Here is a 17,603-nt window from a genome sequence, read left to right as displayed (position 1 = left end):
CGGCCCCTTCGTCTAGTGGTTAGGACGCGGCCCTTTCACGGCTGAAACACGGGTTCGAGCCCCGTAGGGGTCACCATATCGGCGCGGGATCGCTCGTGTTTCATGGCCCCAGATAGCCGACGGGCTCCTGATGCGGATCCGGGGAGTCGGCGCGCCAGCGGACCGATCCGAACGGCCGCTCCAGCCGCCGCCTGATCCCCCGCGACGCCCCTGCCATCAGGAACGAATCGGCGCGCAGCTGCGCTTCCAGATCAGCCTGGGTGAAGCGATCATGCGTCCGCAGATAATCGCCCCAGGTCGGAAACTGGTAGCGCTCGGTCCATAATGCCGGGTCGGCGATGTCGCGCGAGATCGACCAGTTGAACCCGCCATTGCGCAGGCGCGACCGCTGAACCTTGAGCATCGCATCGTAGAACGGGCGCGCCCGGTCCGGATCGACGCGGTAATCGACCTCGATGACGACCGGCCCCGACCGCATGGTGAGCGCCATCGCGACTTCCGGCTTGTAATCGACAGCCACCGGCTCCACCCCCGATATGGCGGTTCCGGGCAGCGGAAAGACGAAGGCCAGCAACATCGTCGCCAGGACCATGGCGCCCGAGGCGATGATCGCCGCCTCGACCGACCAGATGCTCGCCACCGCCCCCCACAGGATCGAGCCGATCGCGACGCCACCGGTCAGCGCCGACGAGAAGAGCGACAAGGCCCGTGCGGTCACCCATCGCGGCGCGGTCAGCTGGACCGTGATGTTGAACAGCGAGATGGTGACGATGTTGGTGCCCCCGACCAGCATCAGGCCCAGGCAGGTCAGCGGCAGCGAGCGGCTGCATCCGACGAGCACCAGCGACAGCCCGCCGATCGCGGCCATCAGGCATGTCGCCTGCTCGTTGCTGAACAGCGTACGGATCCGGCTGGTCATCAGCGCGGCAAGAATGGCGCCGACCCCCATGGACCCGAGCAGGATGCCGTATGTGCTGGCATTGCCGGCGAGCAGGTCCCTGGCGATGAGCGGCGCCAGCGCCGCGGCGCCCGCCACCGCCAGCCCGAAGGCGAAGACGCGGACCAGCACCGTCCTGACCGCGCCGGAATGCAGCGCATAGCGCACGCCGGTCACCATCGCGCGGTCGATCCGCTCCGGCGGCAATCGCGACGGCACATGGCGTCGTTTCCACCAGAAGAAGGCGAGCAGCAGCGGCAGATAGCACAAGGCATTGACCGCGAACGCCGCCTTCGCGCCCGCCGCCAGCACGATGAGGCCGCCCACCGCCGGGCCGAAGCTGCGCGCGAAATTGTAGCTGATCGATCCCAGCGCGATCGCGGCGGGCAATTGGGCGGGCGCCACCTGCTCGCTGATCGAGGCCTGCCAAGACGGGCTGTACACCGCGACGCCGACGCCGATCAGCGAACAGAATGCCAGCAGCAGCCAGGGGGAAGTCAGCTCGAACCAGCCAAGCAATGTGAGCAGCGCTCCGCAACATGCTGAAAATGCGAGGCCGGCCATGGCGATCCGGCGGCGGTCGAACATATCGGCAATGGCGCCTGCGGGAACCGCGACGAGCATCAGCGGAATCATCAGCGACGTCTGGACCAAGGCGACCATGCCGGCCGACGACGTCAGCCGCGTCATCTCCCAAGCTGCGCCGACGCCTAGGATCAGCTGACCGAAATTGGACAGGACGCTGGCCGACCAGATGCGGCGAAACACCGGCTCGCGCAGCGGCCCGAAGGTGTCGCCTCTCTGCGCCTGTGTCCCGCCGCCGTCCGTCGCCATCCTCGATCATCCCGGCCGCTGCCCCGTTACCGCCTATCTACGAACGCGGCGCCGGGGAAGTCCATGGGCCTCATCGTGGCCGCGCAATTGGTCGCCGGTCATTCCGTCTGTACAGGTTGTCGACCTCCCGAAAGGCGCGGTCGCCTGAGCAGGAACGACAAAGGGACGACGCACAGCACCAGCCAGAACATCATGTAGAAATCGTCCAGATAGGCGATCATCGCCGCCTGGCGGCTGATCTCGCCATCGACCATCGCCAGCGCCGCCCCGCCCATGTCGCCCAGGATCGCCGTGGTCGAGGCGGGATCGATCGGCAAGTTGAACGACGTGATGGTCGCAGCGATGTCGGCGTGGCTGGTCCGGGTATTGTGCGACAGGATCGTCACGATCACCGAAATGCCGACGCTGCTGCTCAGATTGCGGCACAGCATCATCAACGTCATGCCGTCCGTCCTCAGCCGGGGGGTCAGCGTGGAAAGCGCGATCAGGTTTACCGGCACGAACACCAGACCCATTCCCAGCCCCTGGACGAAACCGGACAGGATGATCTGGTCGCGACCCATGTCGAGCGACCATCCGGTCATCGTCCACATCGAGCCGGCCGCGATCAGATAGCCGACGGCGATGAGGAAGCGGACGTCGACCCGCTTTATCAGCCGATTGGCCAGGAGCATGGTGATGAACACGCCGCACCCGCGCGGCGCCAGCAACAGCCCGGTATCCATCACGCCATAGCCATAGACCGTCTGGAACATGGTCGGCAGCACCGAGGCCAAGGCGATGTTGGCGACCCCCAGCACGACCATGAACACCAGTGCCACGCGGAAATTGCGGTCGCGCACCATGCTGCCGTCGAACAGCGGGTTGGCGACGGATCGCGTGTGGATCCAGAATATCCAGAACGCGCTGAGCGCGAAGATCAGCTCGAACACGGTTTCCTTCGACTGGAACCAGTCGTGACGCTCGCCGCGGTCGAGCATCAATTGCAACGTACACAGCCCCAGTCCCAGCACCACCGCACCGAACACGTCGAGCCGCCGACCGATGCGTGGCCGCGACGGCAATTGCCACCACAGGATCGCCAGCGCCGGAAGGCCGATCGGCAGGTTGATGTAAAAGACCCAGCGCCAGTTGAGCGTCTCGGTCAGGAAGCCGCCGATGAACGGCCCGCTGATCGGCGCGATCATCACCCCCATGCCCCATAGCGATATCGCCGTGGCCTGCCTGCTGGGCCGGTTGATGTCGACCACGATGGTCTGCGAGAGCGGCCCGATAAAGGCCGATGCCGCACCCTGGAGCGCGCGGAACACCACCATCTGGCCGAGCGTGGTCGCCGCCCCGCACAGCATCGACGACACCACGAACAGCGCGGTAGCGCCCAGGAACAGGGTGCGCGATCCGATGCGGTCGGACAGCCAGCCGGTCAGCGGCAGGACGATCACGCCGGCGATGATGAAGCTGGTCAGCACCCAGCTGATCGAATCGATCGACGCGCCCAGGCTGGTCTTCATGTGCGGGAGCGCGACATTGGCGATGGTCAGATCAAGGAACTGGCAGATCGACACGCCCATCACCGCGACCATCAGCAGCCCCGTATGCCGCGACGGCAGCGTCGCGACGTCTGCACCGATGGCGCCGATATTATCTGCTGGTGTCGACGCGGACATAGGTCGACAGGCCGGCGATCAACGGGCGGGGCGGCGTGCCGTCGATGGCGATGCGGACCTTCACCCGCTGTGTCACCTTGACCCAATTGCCGCTGGCATTCTGCGCCGGGATGACGGAGAATTCGGCGCCGGTGCCCGCCCCGATGCTGGCGACATGCCCGCTGAGCCTGACGTCCGGAAAGGCATCGAACCACAAAGCCGCGGGCTGGCCGACGCGCATCTTGACGAGGTCGGTTTCCTTGAAATTGGCCTCGACCCAGCTGCGGTCGCTGGCGACGATACTGACGGCGGGCAGGCCCTGGATCATCAGCTGGCCGACCATCAGCCGGTCCGCCTGGCTGATCACGCCGCTCACCGGCGCGCGCACCTCGGTGCGGCTGAGGCCGTAAGCGGCGCGACGTTTCTCCACCTGACCGGCGAGGATCGCCGGATTGACGCCGGGCGCCGCCGGCGCGTTGGCAAGCGCGGCGCGCGACTTGGCGACGTCGGCCCGGGCAGTGGCAAGCTGGCTGCGCGCCTCGGCCAAAGCGTGTTCGGCCGCCTGCAACCGGGCGGCGGTGGTGAAGCCGCGCTTCATCAATTCGGTCTGGCGGCGATAATCCTCGGTAAAGAAACGTACCGCCTCGGTTGCGCTGTCGATATCGACGCTCTTGGTCTTGAGGTCGGTTTCCATGCCGACGACCTTCACCTGCGCGCTGGCGATCGTCGCGTCGGCCTGGGCCAGCGCGATGCGATAGGGTTCGGGATCAAGCCGGAAGAGCAGGTCGCCGGCCTTGACCCGCTGATTCTCCCTCACCGCGACCTCGACGATCCGGCCAGTCACCTCACCGCTGATCACAACCTTGTCCTGGTGGACATAGGCGTTATCGGTGCTGACATAATGATCGGTCGCGTGGTAATAATAAGCCGCACCGAGGACGAGGATTAGCGGCACCGCGAGCATTGCCCCCGCCTTGCGCAGGCGCGCACCCCGCCGGATCGGCGGCGCGGGAGCGGCCAGGGCATCGGAAAATTGCGGATCGCCTTCAGCCATGCGCCAGTCCCGGCGCACGGCGCGCGAGGTTGCGGCGCATCCGATCAAGGGCGGCGATCACCACGCGGCGCTCGGCATCGTCGATGCCCTCGAGCGCCTCCTCAAGCATCCTATCGGCCAGCGGGCGCAATTGCCTGAGCAGGACGTCGGCCTTCTTGGTTAGGTGCAGCCGCCACGATCGACGATCGGCAGGGTCGGCGCGGCGCTCGACCAGATCGGTCTCCTGCAGGCGATCAACCATCCGGCAGACAGTGATCGGCTCCATGTCCAGGATATCGGCCAACCGCCCCTGATTGATGCCCTCATGACGGCGTAACGCGGATAACACCTGCCATTGCGGGCGGATAACGCCAGCGTCACGAGAGCGCGTATCGAAGGAACGGCGCATCAGCCTGGACACATCCGAGAGCAATGCCGCAATGCTCTGATCCATAAGCCCTGCGTTAATAACGCTGCTTATTGTTGTCAACCTTAGCTCCGCCCTCCTGGCCTCGGGCGACGTAGTTCTAAAGGCGCTCGACGATCGTCACATTGGCGATGCCGCCGCCTTCGCACATCGTCTGCAGGCCATAGCGGCCGCCTCGCGCCTTCAGCGCGTGGAGCAGGGTCGCCATCAGCTTGGTGCCGCTCGCGCCCAGCGGATGGCCGAGCGCGATCGCGCCGCCGTTGACGTTGAGCTTGTCGGGGTCCGCGCCCAGCGCCTTCAGCCACGCCATCGGGATCGACGCAAACGCCTCGTTGACCTCGAACAGGTCGATATCGTCCAGCTTCATGCCGGCGCGGGCCAGCGCCTTGCGTGTTGCCGGAATGGGCTCCTCAAGCATGATGACCGGATCGCCGGCGGTCACCGTGAGCGCAACGATCCGCGCCATCGGCGTCAGGCCGAACCGCTTCAGCGCGGCCTCGCTGACCACCATCGCCCCGCTCGCGCCGTCGGTCGTCTGGCTCGCATTGGCCGCGGTGATCGTTCCGCCTTCCGCCAGCGTCTTCACCGCCGCCATCGCCGCCATGGTGCCGGCCGCGCGCACACCGTCATCAGTGTCGAACACGCCATCGGGGGTGGCGACGGGCACGATCTCTTCCTTGAACGCGCCGGACGCGATCGCGGCGGCCGCCTTGCGATGGCTGTCCAGCGCGTATCGATCCATGTCCTCGCGGCTGAAGCCGTATTTGTCGGCGATCGCCTGCGCGCCGTGGAACTGGCTGAATTCGGCAACTCCGTAGCGGTCCTGGATCGCCTTCGACCAGGGCCCATTGCCGATTCCGGCGGCGGCGTGCAGTTGGTAGTTCGATCCCATCGGCACGCGCGTCATGCTCTCGACGCCGGCCGCCACGACGACGTCCTGCGTCCCCGACATGATCGCCTGCGCCGCAAAGTGCAGCGCCTGTTGCGACGATCCGCACTGGCGATCGATCGTCACCGCCGGCACGCTGTCGGGCAGGCCGGAGGCGAGCACGATGTTGCGGCCAAAGGCGAACGCCTGCTCGCCGGCCTGGCTGACGCAGCCGACGATCACGTCCTCGATCGCGGCGGGATCGATGCCGGTGCGGTCGACCAGGGCATCGAGCACCGTGGCGCCCAGATCGGCGGGGTGCACGCCGATCAGCCCACCCTTGCGCGCGCGGCCGCCCGGGGTGCGCAGCGCCTCGACGATATAGGCTTCGGCCATGGCTCAGGCTCCTGTGAAATCGGGGAGGCGCTTGGCCAGCAGGGCGGCAAGGCCTTCCCGGGCCTCGCCCGCGGCGGCGGCCGCCATCGACTGCAACTCGCGGTCGAGCTGCGTTTCGAACGCGGTGTCGAAACTGTCGTGCAGCAGCGCCCGGGCGGCGCCGTAGGCCGCCATGGGTGCGTCGACGAGACGGACGGCAAGCGTGGCGCCCTCCTCCGCCAGCGTCTCGTCATCGACGATCCGGGTGACCAGGCCGATCGCCTTGGCCTCATCCGCCTTGATGCGGCGGTTGGTCAGGATGATCTCTTGCGCACGACGCAACCCCACCAGCCGCGGCAGCAGCCAGCTGAGCCCGCCATCGGCGGTCAACCCGATCGCACCGTATGCGGCGGTATAATGCGCCGAGCGCGCCGACAGCACGACGTCGCCAAGCATGGCGAGGCTGAACCCCGCCCCCGCCGCCGGACCGTTGACCAGGGTCACCAGCGGCTTGGCCATGCGCGCGAGCCGGGCGACCGCGGCATGATGCACGGCGATCAACTCGGTCAGGACCGCCGGCAGTCGCTCGCCCGCCGAACCCATCAGGCCGACATCGCCGCCGGCGCAGAACAGCTTGCCGTTGCCGGTCAGGACCACGCAGCGGATCGCCGCATCGGTGGCGCAACGCGTCGCCGCGTCGAGCAGCGCCCGCGCCATCGGCAGATCCAGGGCATTGCCGACCTCCGGCCGGTCCAGCGTGATCCGCGCGATCCCGTCGACAACCGCCAGCTTGATGCCGGAGGAGGCGTCGCTCACCGCGGCGCCATGCGGATCGCGCCGTCCAGCCGGATCACCTCGCCGTTGAGCATCGGGTTGGCGATAATCGATTCGACCAGCTGCGCATATTCGGCGGGGCGGCCGAGGCGGCTGGGATGCGGCACCTGCGCGCCAAGCGCGTCCTGGACGTGCTGCGGAAAGCTTTCGAGCATCGGCGTCAGGAAGATGCCCGGCGCGATCGTCATCACGCGGATCTTGTGCTGCGCCAGGTCGCGCGCGACCGGCAGGGTCATGCCGACCACGCCGCCTTTTGACGCCGAATAGGCGGCCTGCCCGATCTGCCCGTCATAGGCCGCGACCGAAGCGGTATTGACGATCACGCCGCGCTCGCCCTCGATCTCGTCCGCTGTGGCGCACCGCGCGGCGAATTTGGATATGACGTTGAACGTGCCGATCAGATTGACGGTGATCGTCTTGGCAAAGGTGTCCAGCGGGTGCGGCTGGTTCTCCTTGCCGACGGTCTTCACCGCCGGCGCGATCCCGGCGCAATTGACCAGGATGCGGGCCGTGCCGTGCGCCGCTTCGGCGGCGTCCAGGCCCGCGGCGACGCTGGCCTCGTCCGCCACGTTCACCGCCTGGAACAGGCCGCCGATCTCCTCCGCCTTCACCTTGCCGGCTTCCTCGTTCAGGTCGAAGATCGTGACCTTGGCGCCTGCCGCCGCGAGCATCTTCGCGGTCGCGTTGCCCAGCCCCGAGGCACCGCCGGTAACGATCGCCGCAACCCCGTCCAACTTCATGTCATTGCCCTTTTTCTTGTCGATCCGCCGTATCAGATGCCGGCCATGCAGAGATATTTCATCTCGACATAGTCATCGATGCCATGGCGCGATCCCTCGCGCCCCATGCCCGATTCCTTGATCCCGCCGAACGGCGCGACCTCGGTCGAGATCAGTCCGGTGTTGATGCCGACGATGCCGACCTCCAGGGCCTCGCCCACGCGCCACGCGCGCGACAGGTCGCGGGTGTAGAAATAGCCCGCCAGCCCGACCTCGCTGTCATTGGCCAGCGCGACCGCCTCCTTCTCGCTGTCGAACGTGAAGATCGACGCGAGCGGCCCGAACGTCTCCTCGCCGGCCAGCAGCATCTCGGTCGTGCAGCCGGCGATGATCGTCGGCTCGAAGAAGCTGTGGCCCAGCGCATGGCGATGGCCGCCGGCGAGCACCCTGCCGCCCTTGTCCAGTGCGTCGGCGATATGCTCCTCGACCTTGACGACGGCATTGTCGTCGATCAGCGGCCCTTGCGCGACGCCTGTCTCGGTGCCGGGGCCGACCTTCAGCCCGGCGACGGCGACCGCCAGCTTGGCCTCGAACGCCTCGGCGACGTCGCGCTGGACGAGGATGCGGTTGACGCAGACGCACGTCTGGCCGCTGTTGCGGTATTTCGACGCCATCGCCCCCTCGACCGCGGCATCCAGGTCGGCGTCGGCGAAGACGATGAAGGGCGCGTTGCCGCCCAATTCCATCGACAGCTTCTTCATCGTCGGCGCGCATTGCGCCATCAGCGTCTTGCCGACCTCGGTCGAGCCGGTGAAGCTCAGCTTGCGGACCGCGGGATTGCCCGTGAGCTCGGCACCGATCACCCGAGACGATCCGGTAACCACGTTGAACACGCCCTTGGGAATGCCCGCTTTTTCCGCGAGTACCGCCAGCGCCAATGCGCTCAGCGGCGTCTGCGTCGCGGGTTTCAGCACCATCGTGCACCCCGCCGCCAGTGCCGGCGCCGCCTTGCGGGTGATCATCGCCGCCGGAAAGTTCCAGGGCGTGATCGCGGCGACCACGCCGACGGGCTGCTTGATGACGACGATGCGGCTGTCGGCGCGATGGCTGGGGATCACCTCGCCATAGACGCGCTTGGCCTCCTCGCCGAACCATTCGATGAACGCCGCGGCATAGGCGATCTCGCCCTTGGCCTCGGCCAGCGGCTTGCCCTGCTCGCGCGTCAGGATCATCGCCAGATCGTCCTGGGCGTCCATCATCAGGTCGAACCAGCGGCGCATGATCCGCGCCCGCTCGCCCGCGGTCTTTGCCCGCCAGGCCGGCAACGCCGCCTGCGCCGCGGCGATCGACGCGCGCGTGCCGGCCGCGTCGATGGCGGGGACCGACGCCAGCGTCTCGCCAGTCGCGGGATCGGTGACGGCGATGCTGCCTTCCCCCACCCATGCGCCGTCGACATAGCATTGCCCGCGCAGCAGCGCGGCGTCGCCCAGGACGATCGTCATGTTCAGGCCAGCTCGACCGCGACCGCCGTCGCCTCGCCGCCGCCGATACACAGGCTGGCGATCCCGCGCTTCAGCCCGCGATTCTCCAGCGCCCCCAGCAGCGTCGCCAGGATCCGTGCGCCGCTGGCGCCGATCGGATGGCCGAGCGCGGTGGCACCGCCGTTCACGTTGAGCTTGTCGTCCGGGATGTTGAGGTCGCGCGCGGCGATCATCGCGACGACGGCGAACGCCTCGTTGACCTCGAACAGGTCGACATCGTCGATTGTCCAGCCGATGCGTTCCATCAGCCGCTGGATGGCGGGGACCGGCGCGGTGGTGAACAGGCCCGGCTCCTGCGCATGCGCCTCGTGGCCGACGACCCTGGCGATGACCTTCATCCCCATCTTCTCGGCGACGCTCCGGCGCGTCATCACCAAGGCGGCGGCGCCGTCGGAGATCGACGAGGCGTTGGCGGCGGTGATCGTGCCGTCCTTGACGAAAGCGGGCTTGAGCGACGGGATCTTCTCGGGCCTGGCCTTGCCGGGCTGCTCGTCGACCGACACCGTCACCGGGCCGCCCCGCGACGGCACCTGGATCGCGACGATCTCGCGTTCGAACGCGCCGCTGCCGATCGCGGCGTTGGCGCGGCTGAGCGAACGCAGCGCATATGCGTCCTGCTGCTCGCGGGTGAACTGGTACAGTGTCACCGCATCCTCGGCAAACGCGCCCATCGCCTTGCCGGGCGTATAGGCGTCCTCCAACCCGTCCATCATCATCGTGTCGATCACGGTGTCGTGGCCGATCCGCGCGCCGCCGCGATGCTTGGGCAGCGCGTAAGGCGCGTTCGACATGCTCTCCATCCCGCCCGCGACGATCACGTCGGCGCTGCCCGCGAGCAGCGCGTCATGCGCCAGGATAGCGGCCTCCATCCCCGATCCGCACATCTTGTTCACCGTGGTCGCCTTGGTCGACAGGGCCAGACCCGCGCCCAGCGCCGCCTGCCGCGCGGGCGCCTGGCCCAGCCCGGCGGGCAGCACGCACCCCATATAGATCTGCTGAACCGATTCCGGCGAGATACCCGCGCGCTCGACCGCGGCCTTGACCGCGGCGGCGCCGAGCTCGGTCGCCTTCAGCCCGGCCAGATCGCCCTGGAACCCGCCCATCGGCGTCCGGGCATAGCTGGCAATGACAACGGGATCGTCGGACAATGCTGTTCTCCTTCAAAGCGCGCGGGCGATGACCATCCGCTGGATATCGGACGTGCCCTCGTAAATCTGGCAGACGCGGACATCGCGATAGATCTTGGCGAGCCCATACTCCTCTAAATAACCATAGCCACCCAAAGTTTGAATGGCCCCCGACACCACGGCTTCGGCGGTTTCCGAGGCGAACAGCTTGGCCATCGACGCCTGGGTCAGGCAAGCCGCGCCGGCATCCTTCATCGCCGCGGCGGCAAAGACCATCTGGCGCGCCGCCTCCAGCCTGGTGGCGAGATCGGCGAGGCGAAAGCCGACCGCCTGGTGCTCGATGATCGCCTTGCCGAAGCTCTGGCGATCCTTGGCATAGCCGATCGCGATATCCAGCGCCGCCTGCGCCATGCCGACGCATTGCGCGGCGATGCCGATACGGCCAGCCTCCAGGTTCGACAGCGCGATGCGATAGCCCTCGCCCTCCTGCCCAAGCATCAGCGCGTCCTCGACGAACAGATCGTCGAACCGGATCGCGCACGTGTCGGATGCGGCCTGGCCCAGCTTGTGCTCGACCTTGTCGACCAAATAACCGGGGCGGTCGGTCGGCACCAGGAACGCCGATATGCCCCTCTTGCCGGCCGCCGGATCGGTGACGGCAAACACGATCGCAACGCCGGCGGTCCGGCCCGACGTGATGAACTGCTTGGCGCCGTTCAGCTTCCAGCCGCCCTCGATGCGCATGGCCCGCGTCCGCAGCGCGGCGGCGTCGGAACCGGCATCGGCCTCGGTCAGCGCGAAGGCCCCGATCACCCGCCCGGCGATCAGGTCGGCCAGGTATCGCTCGCGCTGCAGGGGCGTTCCCAGCCGCAGCAGCGCGGCAACGATCAGGCTGTTCTGGATCGACACGATCGTCGACAGGGCGCCGTCCCCCGCCGCAATCTCGATCAGCGCCAGGGCGTAGGACACCGTATCAGTGCCGGCGCCGCCAAACTCCTCGGGCACGGTCATGCCCATCAGGCCCAGCGCGGCGACTTCCTCGAACAACCCCGCCGGATAGCCGCCCGCAGCCTCGAACTCGACCGCCCGTGGCCGCACCTGTTCCTGCGCGAAGAGGCGCACAGCGTCGCGAATGGCCGTTTGCGTTTCGTCAAGGAGCATGAAAACCCACTGGTCTAGAATGTACCGATGGGTATAGTGCTCCTTTGGCCCTTAAGTCAATATGTTGCGGCGCAGCGCAAATGAGGTGGAGACGAATGCAGACCTCGCCATTTCGCACCGCCGATGAGCGCAGGGCTGATCGCGAGGAAAAGCGCGAGGCGGTCCTGCGCGCCGCGGTGCGGCGCTTCAACACACACGGCTTCCATGCCAGCTCGCTGGACGATGTCGCGGCGACGTTGGGGGTCAGCAAGCCCACCATCTATCATTATTTCGGCAACAAGGATCAGGTGTTGTTCGAGTGCGTGACGCGCGGCATCGAGCAGCTGCGCGCCGCGGCGGACGGCGCGCGCCAGGCGCCCGGTACGGGGCTGGACCGGCTGCGTGACTTCCTGCGACGCTATGTCGGCGTGATGATTGACGATTTCGGACGATGCCTGATCCGCACCGCCGACGAGGCGCTGGCACCCGACAGCGCGGCCCGGCTGCGCGCGCTCAAGCGGGAAATCGACCAGGCGATGCGCGATCTGATCCGCAACGGACTGGCGGACGGATCGATCGTCACCCCCGATGTGCGATTGACCGCCTTCGCTTTGGCCGGCGCGCTCAACTGGACCGCCCGCTGGCACCGGGCCGATGGTGAGCTGAGCGCGGATATGGTGGCGGAGCGGATGGTCGACCTGCTCATCACCGGCCTCGCGCCGCGCTGAACCATTGACAAACGACGGCGCGGCCAAGCAGTCGCGGGCGTACTGAACGGAGAACCACGACATGGCGCTGCGCACACGCTTCACCGAACTGGCGGGCATCGAGCATCCGATCGTCCAGGGCGGCATGATGTGGGTGGGCCGGGCGGAACTGGCGGCGGCCGTCTCCAACGCCGGGGGACTGGGCATCCTCACCGCCCTGACCCAGCCGACGCCCGACGCCCTGCGCGGCGAGATCGAGCGGTGCCGCACGATGACCGACAAGCCGTTCGGCGTGAACCTGACGATCCTGCCATCGGTCAATCCGCCGCCTTATGCCGACTACCGCCGCGCGATCATCGATGCCGGGATCGGCATTGTCGAGACCGCCGGCCACCGGCCGCAGGAGCATGTCGACGATTTCAAGGCACACGGGATCAAGGTGATCCACAAATGCACCGCCGTGCGCCATGCGCTGTCGGCCGAGCGGATGGGGGTCGATGCGATCTCGATCGACGGCTTCGAATGCGCGGGGCATCCGGGGGAAGACGACATTCCCGGCCTGATCCTGATTCCCGCCGCCGCCGACCAGGTGACCATCCCGATGATCGCCAGCGGCGGGTTTGGCGACGGCCGCGGGCTGGCCGCGGCGCTGGCGCTGGGCGCGGAAGGCATCAACATGGGCACGCGGTTCTGCGCGACGGTCGAGGCGCCGATCCACGACAACATCAAGCAGCTGCTCGTCGCCAACGACGAACGCGCGACCAACCTGATCTTTCGCGGGTTCAAGAATACCGGCCGGGTCGCCCGCAATTCGGTGTCCGACCGGGTCGTCGAGATCGGCGGCAGGCCCGGCGCCGAGTTCGCCCATGTCCAGCCGCTGGTGTCGGGCGCCAGGGGGCGGGTCGCGCTGGAGACCGGCGATGTCGATGCCGGGCTGATCTGGGCGGGGCAGGTGCAGGGCCTGATCCACGACATCCCCACCTGCCGTGACCTGGTCGACCGCATCATGCGCGAGGCGGAGGCGATCATCCGCGACCGGCTGGCCGGCCTGATCGCCTGAAGGCTATTTGAAAAATTCGCGCGTCCGCGAATTTTCAACCGGACTCCCAGATCGCCGCGGGCGGTCCGGGATCGACAACGCCGTGCATCGCCCTGGCGAAAATAACTGCGGCTCGTCGTACGGGGATGGATATACGCACCAAAAAGGACGTATTGTCCGATGCAAGCGTATAGGTGCCGCGACCATGCAGGTGGATTGCCGACACTTTGATGCCGGATCGATGGAGGAAGCCATGGCGGATAACGAAACTGCGGAAGTTGCCGAGAATGCCCGTAAATATTGGGCGGCCGACGGCTACAAGCCTGGCGGGGTGATCCGCGAGGTCGATTATGCGTCGCAGTCGGGGGGGCTCGACTCCTCGCTGGAAGGCATCAAGATCGTCGATTGCGACACCCACATCACCGAAGCCCCCGATCTCTTCACCTCGCGCGCGCCTGCCGCGCTGAAGGACAAGGTGCCTCGTGTCGAACGGGTCGACAATACCGACCGGTGGTTCGTCGGCGACCGCGATTTCGGCACGCTGGGCGGCAACGTGATCGGCAAGGACAACAACAAGCTGCTCGGGCGCCTGGCCTTTCCCACGCTGGAGGAAGGGCATCCCGGCGGCCATCTGCTCAAGGAGCGGCTCCAGGCGATGGATGACATGGGTGTCTATGCCCAGATCTGCTACCAGAATTCGGGCGTGACCCAGGCCGGGTCACTGATGGCGCTCGGCGATCCCGCGCTCGCGCTGTCGATCATCCAGATGTACAACGACGCGACCCGCGACTTTCAGGAACAGTCGAACCAGCGCGTCTTCAACATGGGCCACCTCCCCTTCTGGGATAAAGCGGAGCTGGAAAAGGAGGCGCGCCGCTGTCTGGACATGGGCATTAAGGGCTTCGTCCTGCCCGATACGCCCGAGCGCGTGGGCGTGCCCAGCTTCCTGAGCGATTACTGGACGCCGTTTCTCGAAATGTGCGAGCATTACGGCGCGCCGATCAACTTCCACCTCAACGCCGCCATCGATCCCAACATGCTGACCTGGGAAGGCTTTGCCTTCGAACAGACGCTGTCGGTCGTGGCGACGATGTTCTCGATCGGCAACGCCGCGACGCTGGGCAATTGGATGGTATCGGGCCGGCTCGATCGCCATCCGAAACTCAAGATCGGCCTGATCGAGAGCGGCATGGGCTGGGTGCCGTTCGCCGTGGAGGCGCTCGAGCATCAGTTCGACGAGATGCTCGCCGGCAAGCGGCAAAACCTGTCGCGTCGTCCCTGGCAATATTTCCGGGACCATTTCTTTTGTACCTTCTGGTTCGAAAGCGTCGGCCCCAAGCTGCTGCTGGAAACCATCGGCGTCGACAACGTCCTGTTCGAAACCGACTTCCCGCACCCGACGTCGCTCTATCCGGGCGTCCAGGCGCACATTCTCAACACGCTTGGCGGCTATGACTATGCGACCAAGAAGAAGGTGCTGCAGGACAATGCGGTGAAGCTGTACAACCTGCCGTTCTGACCCGAACATGATCATCCGCCGGTGCCGGACGCGCTCGGGCCCGGCGGATCGTTTCGCCCTCCGCGCAACCCTTCCGTGGATCGGCGGTTGGGATATCATCCGACCGTAAGGACCGCGCCATGGACAACGAGAAGGGCAATGCCACCCAGGCCGCCGCCGGCCGCGTGGTGGAGTTGGAGGAGGAGGTCGAAGCCTCTGGCATTGCCGTTGTCGAGGGCGACGAACTGGCATGGGCACGCGGCGTCCTGCACCAATGGATCGACGACATGACCGGGGTGGTCGTCTCGCCCGGGCTTGGCCGGGTGACGGTCATCCATGGCAACGGCCGTACGTCGTCGATCGGCTCGCCGACCTTGCCCTTCCTGATGAGCCGACCGGTCGGGCCCAGGCGTCCGATCTGAGCCCGCCTGCTTGATGGCGACTTCCAGGCGCACCGCCGTGACATGGCCTCGGCGGCGGGCGGATACGGCATGCATGCCGGACACCGCTGCCGCCTTCGATTAGGAGAAAATTTCGATGCGACTGATCCAGCATTTCATCGACGGTGCGCATTCGACCGTCACGCCGACGCGTACCGGCAACGTGTTCGATCCGGCGATCGGTGCGGTTCAGGCGCAGGTCGCGTTGGGCGACGCGGCGTTGCTCGACGAGGCGGTGGCCAATGCCAAGGCGGCGCAGCCCTGCTGGGCGGCGATGAACCCGCAGCGGCGCGCGCGCGTGATGTTCCGCTTCAAGGAACTTATCGAGTCCCACATGGACGAACTTGCCGAACTTCTATCGCGCGAGCACGGCAAGGTTGTCGCCGATTCAAAGGGCGACATCCAGCGCGGCCTGGAGGTCGTCGAGTTCGTCTGCGGCATCCCGCACCTCCTCAAGGGCGAGCATACCGAGGGTGCCGGCCCGGGGATCGACGTCTATTCGCTGCGCCAGCCGATCGGCATCGCCGCCGGGATCACCCCGTTCAACTTTCCGGCGATGATCCCGCTGTGGATGTGCGCGCCGGCCATCGCCTGCGGCAACGCCTTCATCATCAAGCCGTCGGAGCGCGATCCGTCGGTGCCCGTCCGCCTCGCCGAACTGGCGCTTGAGGCGGGCCTGCCCCGGGGCATTCTCAACGTCGTCCACGGCGACAAGGAGATGGTCGACGCGATCCTCGACCATGCCGACATCAAGGCGGTGAGCTTCGTCGGGTCGTCCGACATCGCGCAATATGTCTATGGCCGGGGCGCGGCGAACGGCAAGCGCATGCAATGCATGGGCGGCGCCAAGAACCATGGCATCATCCTGCCCGACGCCGACATGGACCAGGCAGTCGCCGACATCATCGGCGCCGCTTATGGCTCGGCCGGCGAACGCTGCATGGCGCTGCCGGTGGTGGTGCCGGTGGGCGAGGAAACCGCCGACCGGCTGCGCGACAAGCTGGTGACGGCGATCGCCGACCTTCGCGTCGGCATTCCGACCGACGCGGATGCGCATTACGGCCCGGTGGTCAGCGCCCAGCACAAGGCGCGGATCGAGAATTACATCCAGATGGCGGTCGACGAGGGCGCCGAACTGGTCGTCGACGGCCGCGGCCTGTCGTTGCAGGGCCATGAAGACGGCTATTTCCTTGGACCGACGCTGCTCGACCGGGTGACGCCCGAGATGAAAAGCTATCAGGAAGAAATTTTCGGCCCCGTCCTGCAGATGATGCGCGCCAGAACCTTCGAGGAAGCGGTGTCGTATCCGACCGACCATCAATACGGCAACGGCGTCGCACTCTTCACCCGCAACGGCGACTTCGCGCGCAAGTTCGCCGCCAGTGTCGAGGTCGGGATGGTCGGGATCAACGTGCCGATCCCCGTGCCGGTCGCCTATCACAGCTTCGGCGGGTGGAAGCGATCGGGCTTCGGCGATCTCGATCAATACGGCCTGGACGGCATCCGCTTCTACACCCGCACCAAGAAGGTGACGCAACGCTGGCCGAGCGGCGGCGCGGTGATGGACCAGAGCTTCATCATCCCGACGATGGGGTGACTGCCGGCCGACGCGTGGCTGATCCATGTTCGTGGAACCGGCACCGACCTGGTTCAGCCCCGCTGAACCGCATCCGGCCCGCCGGCGGCGTCACATCCGGCCGGTGACCGGCACCAGCGCGCCGGTGACCGCCGACGCCTTGTCCGACAGCAGGAAGGCGATCACGTTGGCCAATTGCTCGGGCGTGACCCAGCGGTCGAACTCGGCATCGGGCATGTCGGCGCGGTTGATGTCGGTGTCGATGATGCTGGGAAGCACGGCATTGACCCTTATTCCGTCATCCTTCAGCTCTTCGGCCAGCGCCTCCGTCAGCCGCGCGACGCCGGCCTTCGACGCGGCATAGGCGCCCATCCCCATCCCCGCCTTGACCGCGCCCGCCGCGCCGATGTTGACGATCGCCCCGCGGGCGGCGCGCAGCATCGGCAGCAGCGCCCGCGACGAGACCAAGGCGGTCTTGACGTTCATCGCATGCATCCTGTCCCAGGTCGCGACCGCGCCGTCGGTAACCGTCTCCCAGCGAAAGCCGCCGGCGATGTTGACGAGCCCGTCAAGCCGGCCGAATTGCTCGCTGATCCGGTCGGCGGCGCCGGCCATCGCCGATTCGTCGGTCAGGTCGACCCCGCCGAGCGCCAGCGCCAGGCCGCCGCTCCCGATGGCGGCCAGGTCGATGCCGACAACCTGCCAGCCGGCCTCCGACAGCGTCGCCGCGGTCTTGCTGCCCAACGCACCGGCGGCGCCGGTGATCGCGACAATCCTGGTCATCTTCTGCTCCGATTCGATGGCGCTGTCGCCATAGACCAGCCGCGGGCCATCTTAAGCTGCAAATCGCATCGTGCTCGCG

16 protein-coding genes and 1 tRNA gene are annotated in these 17,603 nt (G+C 66.9%); 6 read left to right on the top strand and 11 right to left on the bottom strand.

Translation table 11 applies throughout. From position 1 onward, the window contains the following. Position 1: 1 nt before the first annotated feature. Positions 2-76: transfer RNA gene (locus ACFE7K_RS10700), tRNA-Glu, on the top strand. 24 nt (positions 77-100) lie between these two features. Here the strand turns inward: ACFE7K_RS10700 and ACFE7K_RS10695 are convergent. From ACFE7K_RS10695 to ACFE7K_RS10650, 10 genes are all read right to left on the bottom strand, one after another. Then, entirely contained in the window at positions 101-1,771 is a 1,671-nt protein-coding gene (locus tag ACFE7K_RS10695; RefSeq protein WP_375398178.1) for an MFS transporter, read from the bottom strand. 98 nt (positions 1,772-1,869) lie between these two features. Further along, entirely contained in the window at positions 1,870-3,438 is a 1,569-nt protein-coding gene (locus ACFE7K_RS10690; RefSeq protein WP_375398177.1) for a DHA2 family efflux MFS transporter permease subunit, read from the bottom strand. Continuing rightward, positions 3,413-4,471, bottom strand: a complete 1,059-nt coding sequence (locus ACFE7K_RS10685; protein ID WP_375398176.1) for an HlyD family secretion protein — start codon at positions 4,469-4,471, stop codon at positions 3,413-3,415. Before ACFE7K_RS10685 ends, ACFE7K_RS10690 begins: the two co-directional genes overlap by 26 nt. Then, complete coding sequence (locus ACFE7K_RS10680; RefSeq protein WP_375398175.1) at positions 4,464-4,940, bottom strand: MarR family winged helix-turn-helix transcriptional regulator; 477 nt, start codon at positions 4,938-4,940, stop codon at positions 4,464-4,466. The genes ACFE7K_RS10685 and ACFE7K_RS10680 overlap by 8 nt, the downstream gene beginning before the upstream one ends. Positions 4,941-4,977: 37 nt before the next feature. Next, positions 4,978-6,141 carry an acetyl-CoA C-acetyltransferase gene (locus tag ACFE7K_RS10675; RefSeq protein ID WP_375398174.1) on the bottom strand — a complete coding sequence of 388 codons (1,164 nt, stop codon included), beginning with the start codon at positions 6,139-6,141 and terminating at the stop codon, positions 4,978-4,980. 3 nt (positions 6,142-6,144) lie between these two features. Next, a complete protein-coding gene (locus tag ACFE7K_RS10670; protein ID WP_375398173.1) occupies positions 6,145-6,936 on the bottom strand; it encodes an enoyl-CoA hydratase/isomerase family protein in 792 nt (263 codons plus the stop codon). Then, positions 6,933-7,694, bottom strand: a complete 762-nt coding sequence (locus ACFE7K_RS10665; RefSeq protein ID WP_375398172.1) for an SDR family NAD(P)-dependent oxidoreductase — start codon at positions 7,692-7,694, stop codon at positions 6,933-6,935. Before ACFE7K_RS10665 ends, ACFE7K_RS10670 begins: the two co-directional genes overlap by 4 nt. A gap of 32 nt (positions 7,695-7,726) precedes the next feature. Beyond that, positions 7,727-9,175: an NAD-dependent succinate-semialdehyde dehydrogenase gene (locus ACFE7K_RS10660; protein ID WP_375398171.1), complete on the bottom strand. Its 1,449-nt coding sequence runs from the start codon at positions 9,173-9,175 to the stop codon at positions 7,727-7,729. A gap of 2 nt (positions 9,176-9,177) precedes the next feature. Next, positions 9,178-10,362 carry an acetyl-CoA C-acyltransferase gene (locus ACFE7K_RS10655; RefSeq protein ID WP_375398170.1) on the bottom strand — a complete coding sequence of 395 codons (1,185 nt, stop codon included), beginning with the start codon at positions 10,360-10,362 and terminating at the stop codon, positions 9,178-9,180. Between the two features lie 12 nt (positions 10,363-10,374). Continuing rightward, on the bottom strand, positions 10,375-11,502 hold the full coding sequence (locus ACFE7K_RS10650) for an acyl-CoA dehydrogenase family protein (RefSeq protein WP_375398169.1): 1,128 nt from the start codon (positions 11,500-11,502) through the stop codon (positions 10,375-10,377). 80 nt (positions 11,503-11,582) lie between these two features. Between ACFE7K_RS10650 and ACFE7K_RS10645 the strand changes: the two genes are divergently transcribed. The 5 genes from ACFE7K_RS10645 to ACFE7K_RS10625 all read left to right on the top strand — a co-directional run bounded on the left by ACFE7K_RS10645 (position 11,583) and on the right by ACFE7K_RS10625 (position 16,762). Continuing rightward, positions 11,583-12,209, top strand: a complete 627-nt coding sequence (locus ACFE7K_RS10645; protein ID WP_375398168.1) for a TetR/AcrR family transcriptional regulator — start codon at positions 11,583-11,585, stop codon at positions 12,207-12,209. 61 nt (positions 12,210-12,270) lie between these two features. After that, complete coding sequence (locus ACFE7K_RS10640) at positions 12,271-13,248, top strand: NAD(P)H-dependent flavin oxidoreductase (RefSeq protein ID WP_375398167.1); 978 nt, start codon at positions 12,271-12,273, stop codon at positions 13,246-13,248. Positions 13,249-13,480: 232 nt separating this feature from the next. Then, entirely contained in the window at positions 13,481-14,746 is a 1,266-nt protein-coding gene (locus ACFE7K_RS10635; RefSeq protein ID WP_375398166.1) for an amidohydrolase family protein, read from the top strand. 119 nt (positions 14,747-14,865) lie between these two features. Then, a complete protein-coding gene (locus ACFE7K_RS10630; protein ID WP_375398165.1) occupies positions 14,866-15,147 on the top strand; it encodes a hypothetical protein in 282 nt (93 codons plus the stop codon). A 115-nt stretch (positions 15,148-15,262) separates the two neighbouring features. Continuing rightward, complete coding sequence (locus tag ACFE7K_RS10625; RefSeq protein WP_375398164.1) at positions 15,263-16,762, top strand: CoA-acylating methylmalonate-semialdehyde dehydrogenase; 1,500 nt, start codon at positions 15,263-15,265, stop codon at positions 16,760-16,762. Positions 16,763-16,852: 90 nt separating this feature from the next. On the opposite strand, the gene ACFE7K_RS10620 is transcribed toward ACFE7K_RS10625, so the two are convergent. Further along, positions 16,853-17,524 (bottom strand): SDR family oxidoreductase, encoded by a 672-nt coding sequence (locus ACFE7K_RS10620; RefSeq protein WP_375398163.1) that lies wholly within the window; start codon positions 17,522-17,524, stop codon positions 16,853-16,855. Positions 17,525-17,603: the final 79 nt, after the last annotated feature.

The sequence above is a fragment of the uncultured Sphingomonas sp. genome (genome assembly GCF_964244265.1).
GTDB lineage: Bacteria > Pseudomonadota > Alphaproteobacteria > Sphingomonadales > Sphingomonadaceae > Sphingomonas.
This window is presented reverse-complemented; position numbering and strand designations above follow the sequence as displayed.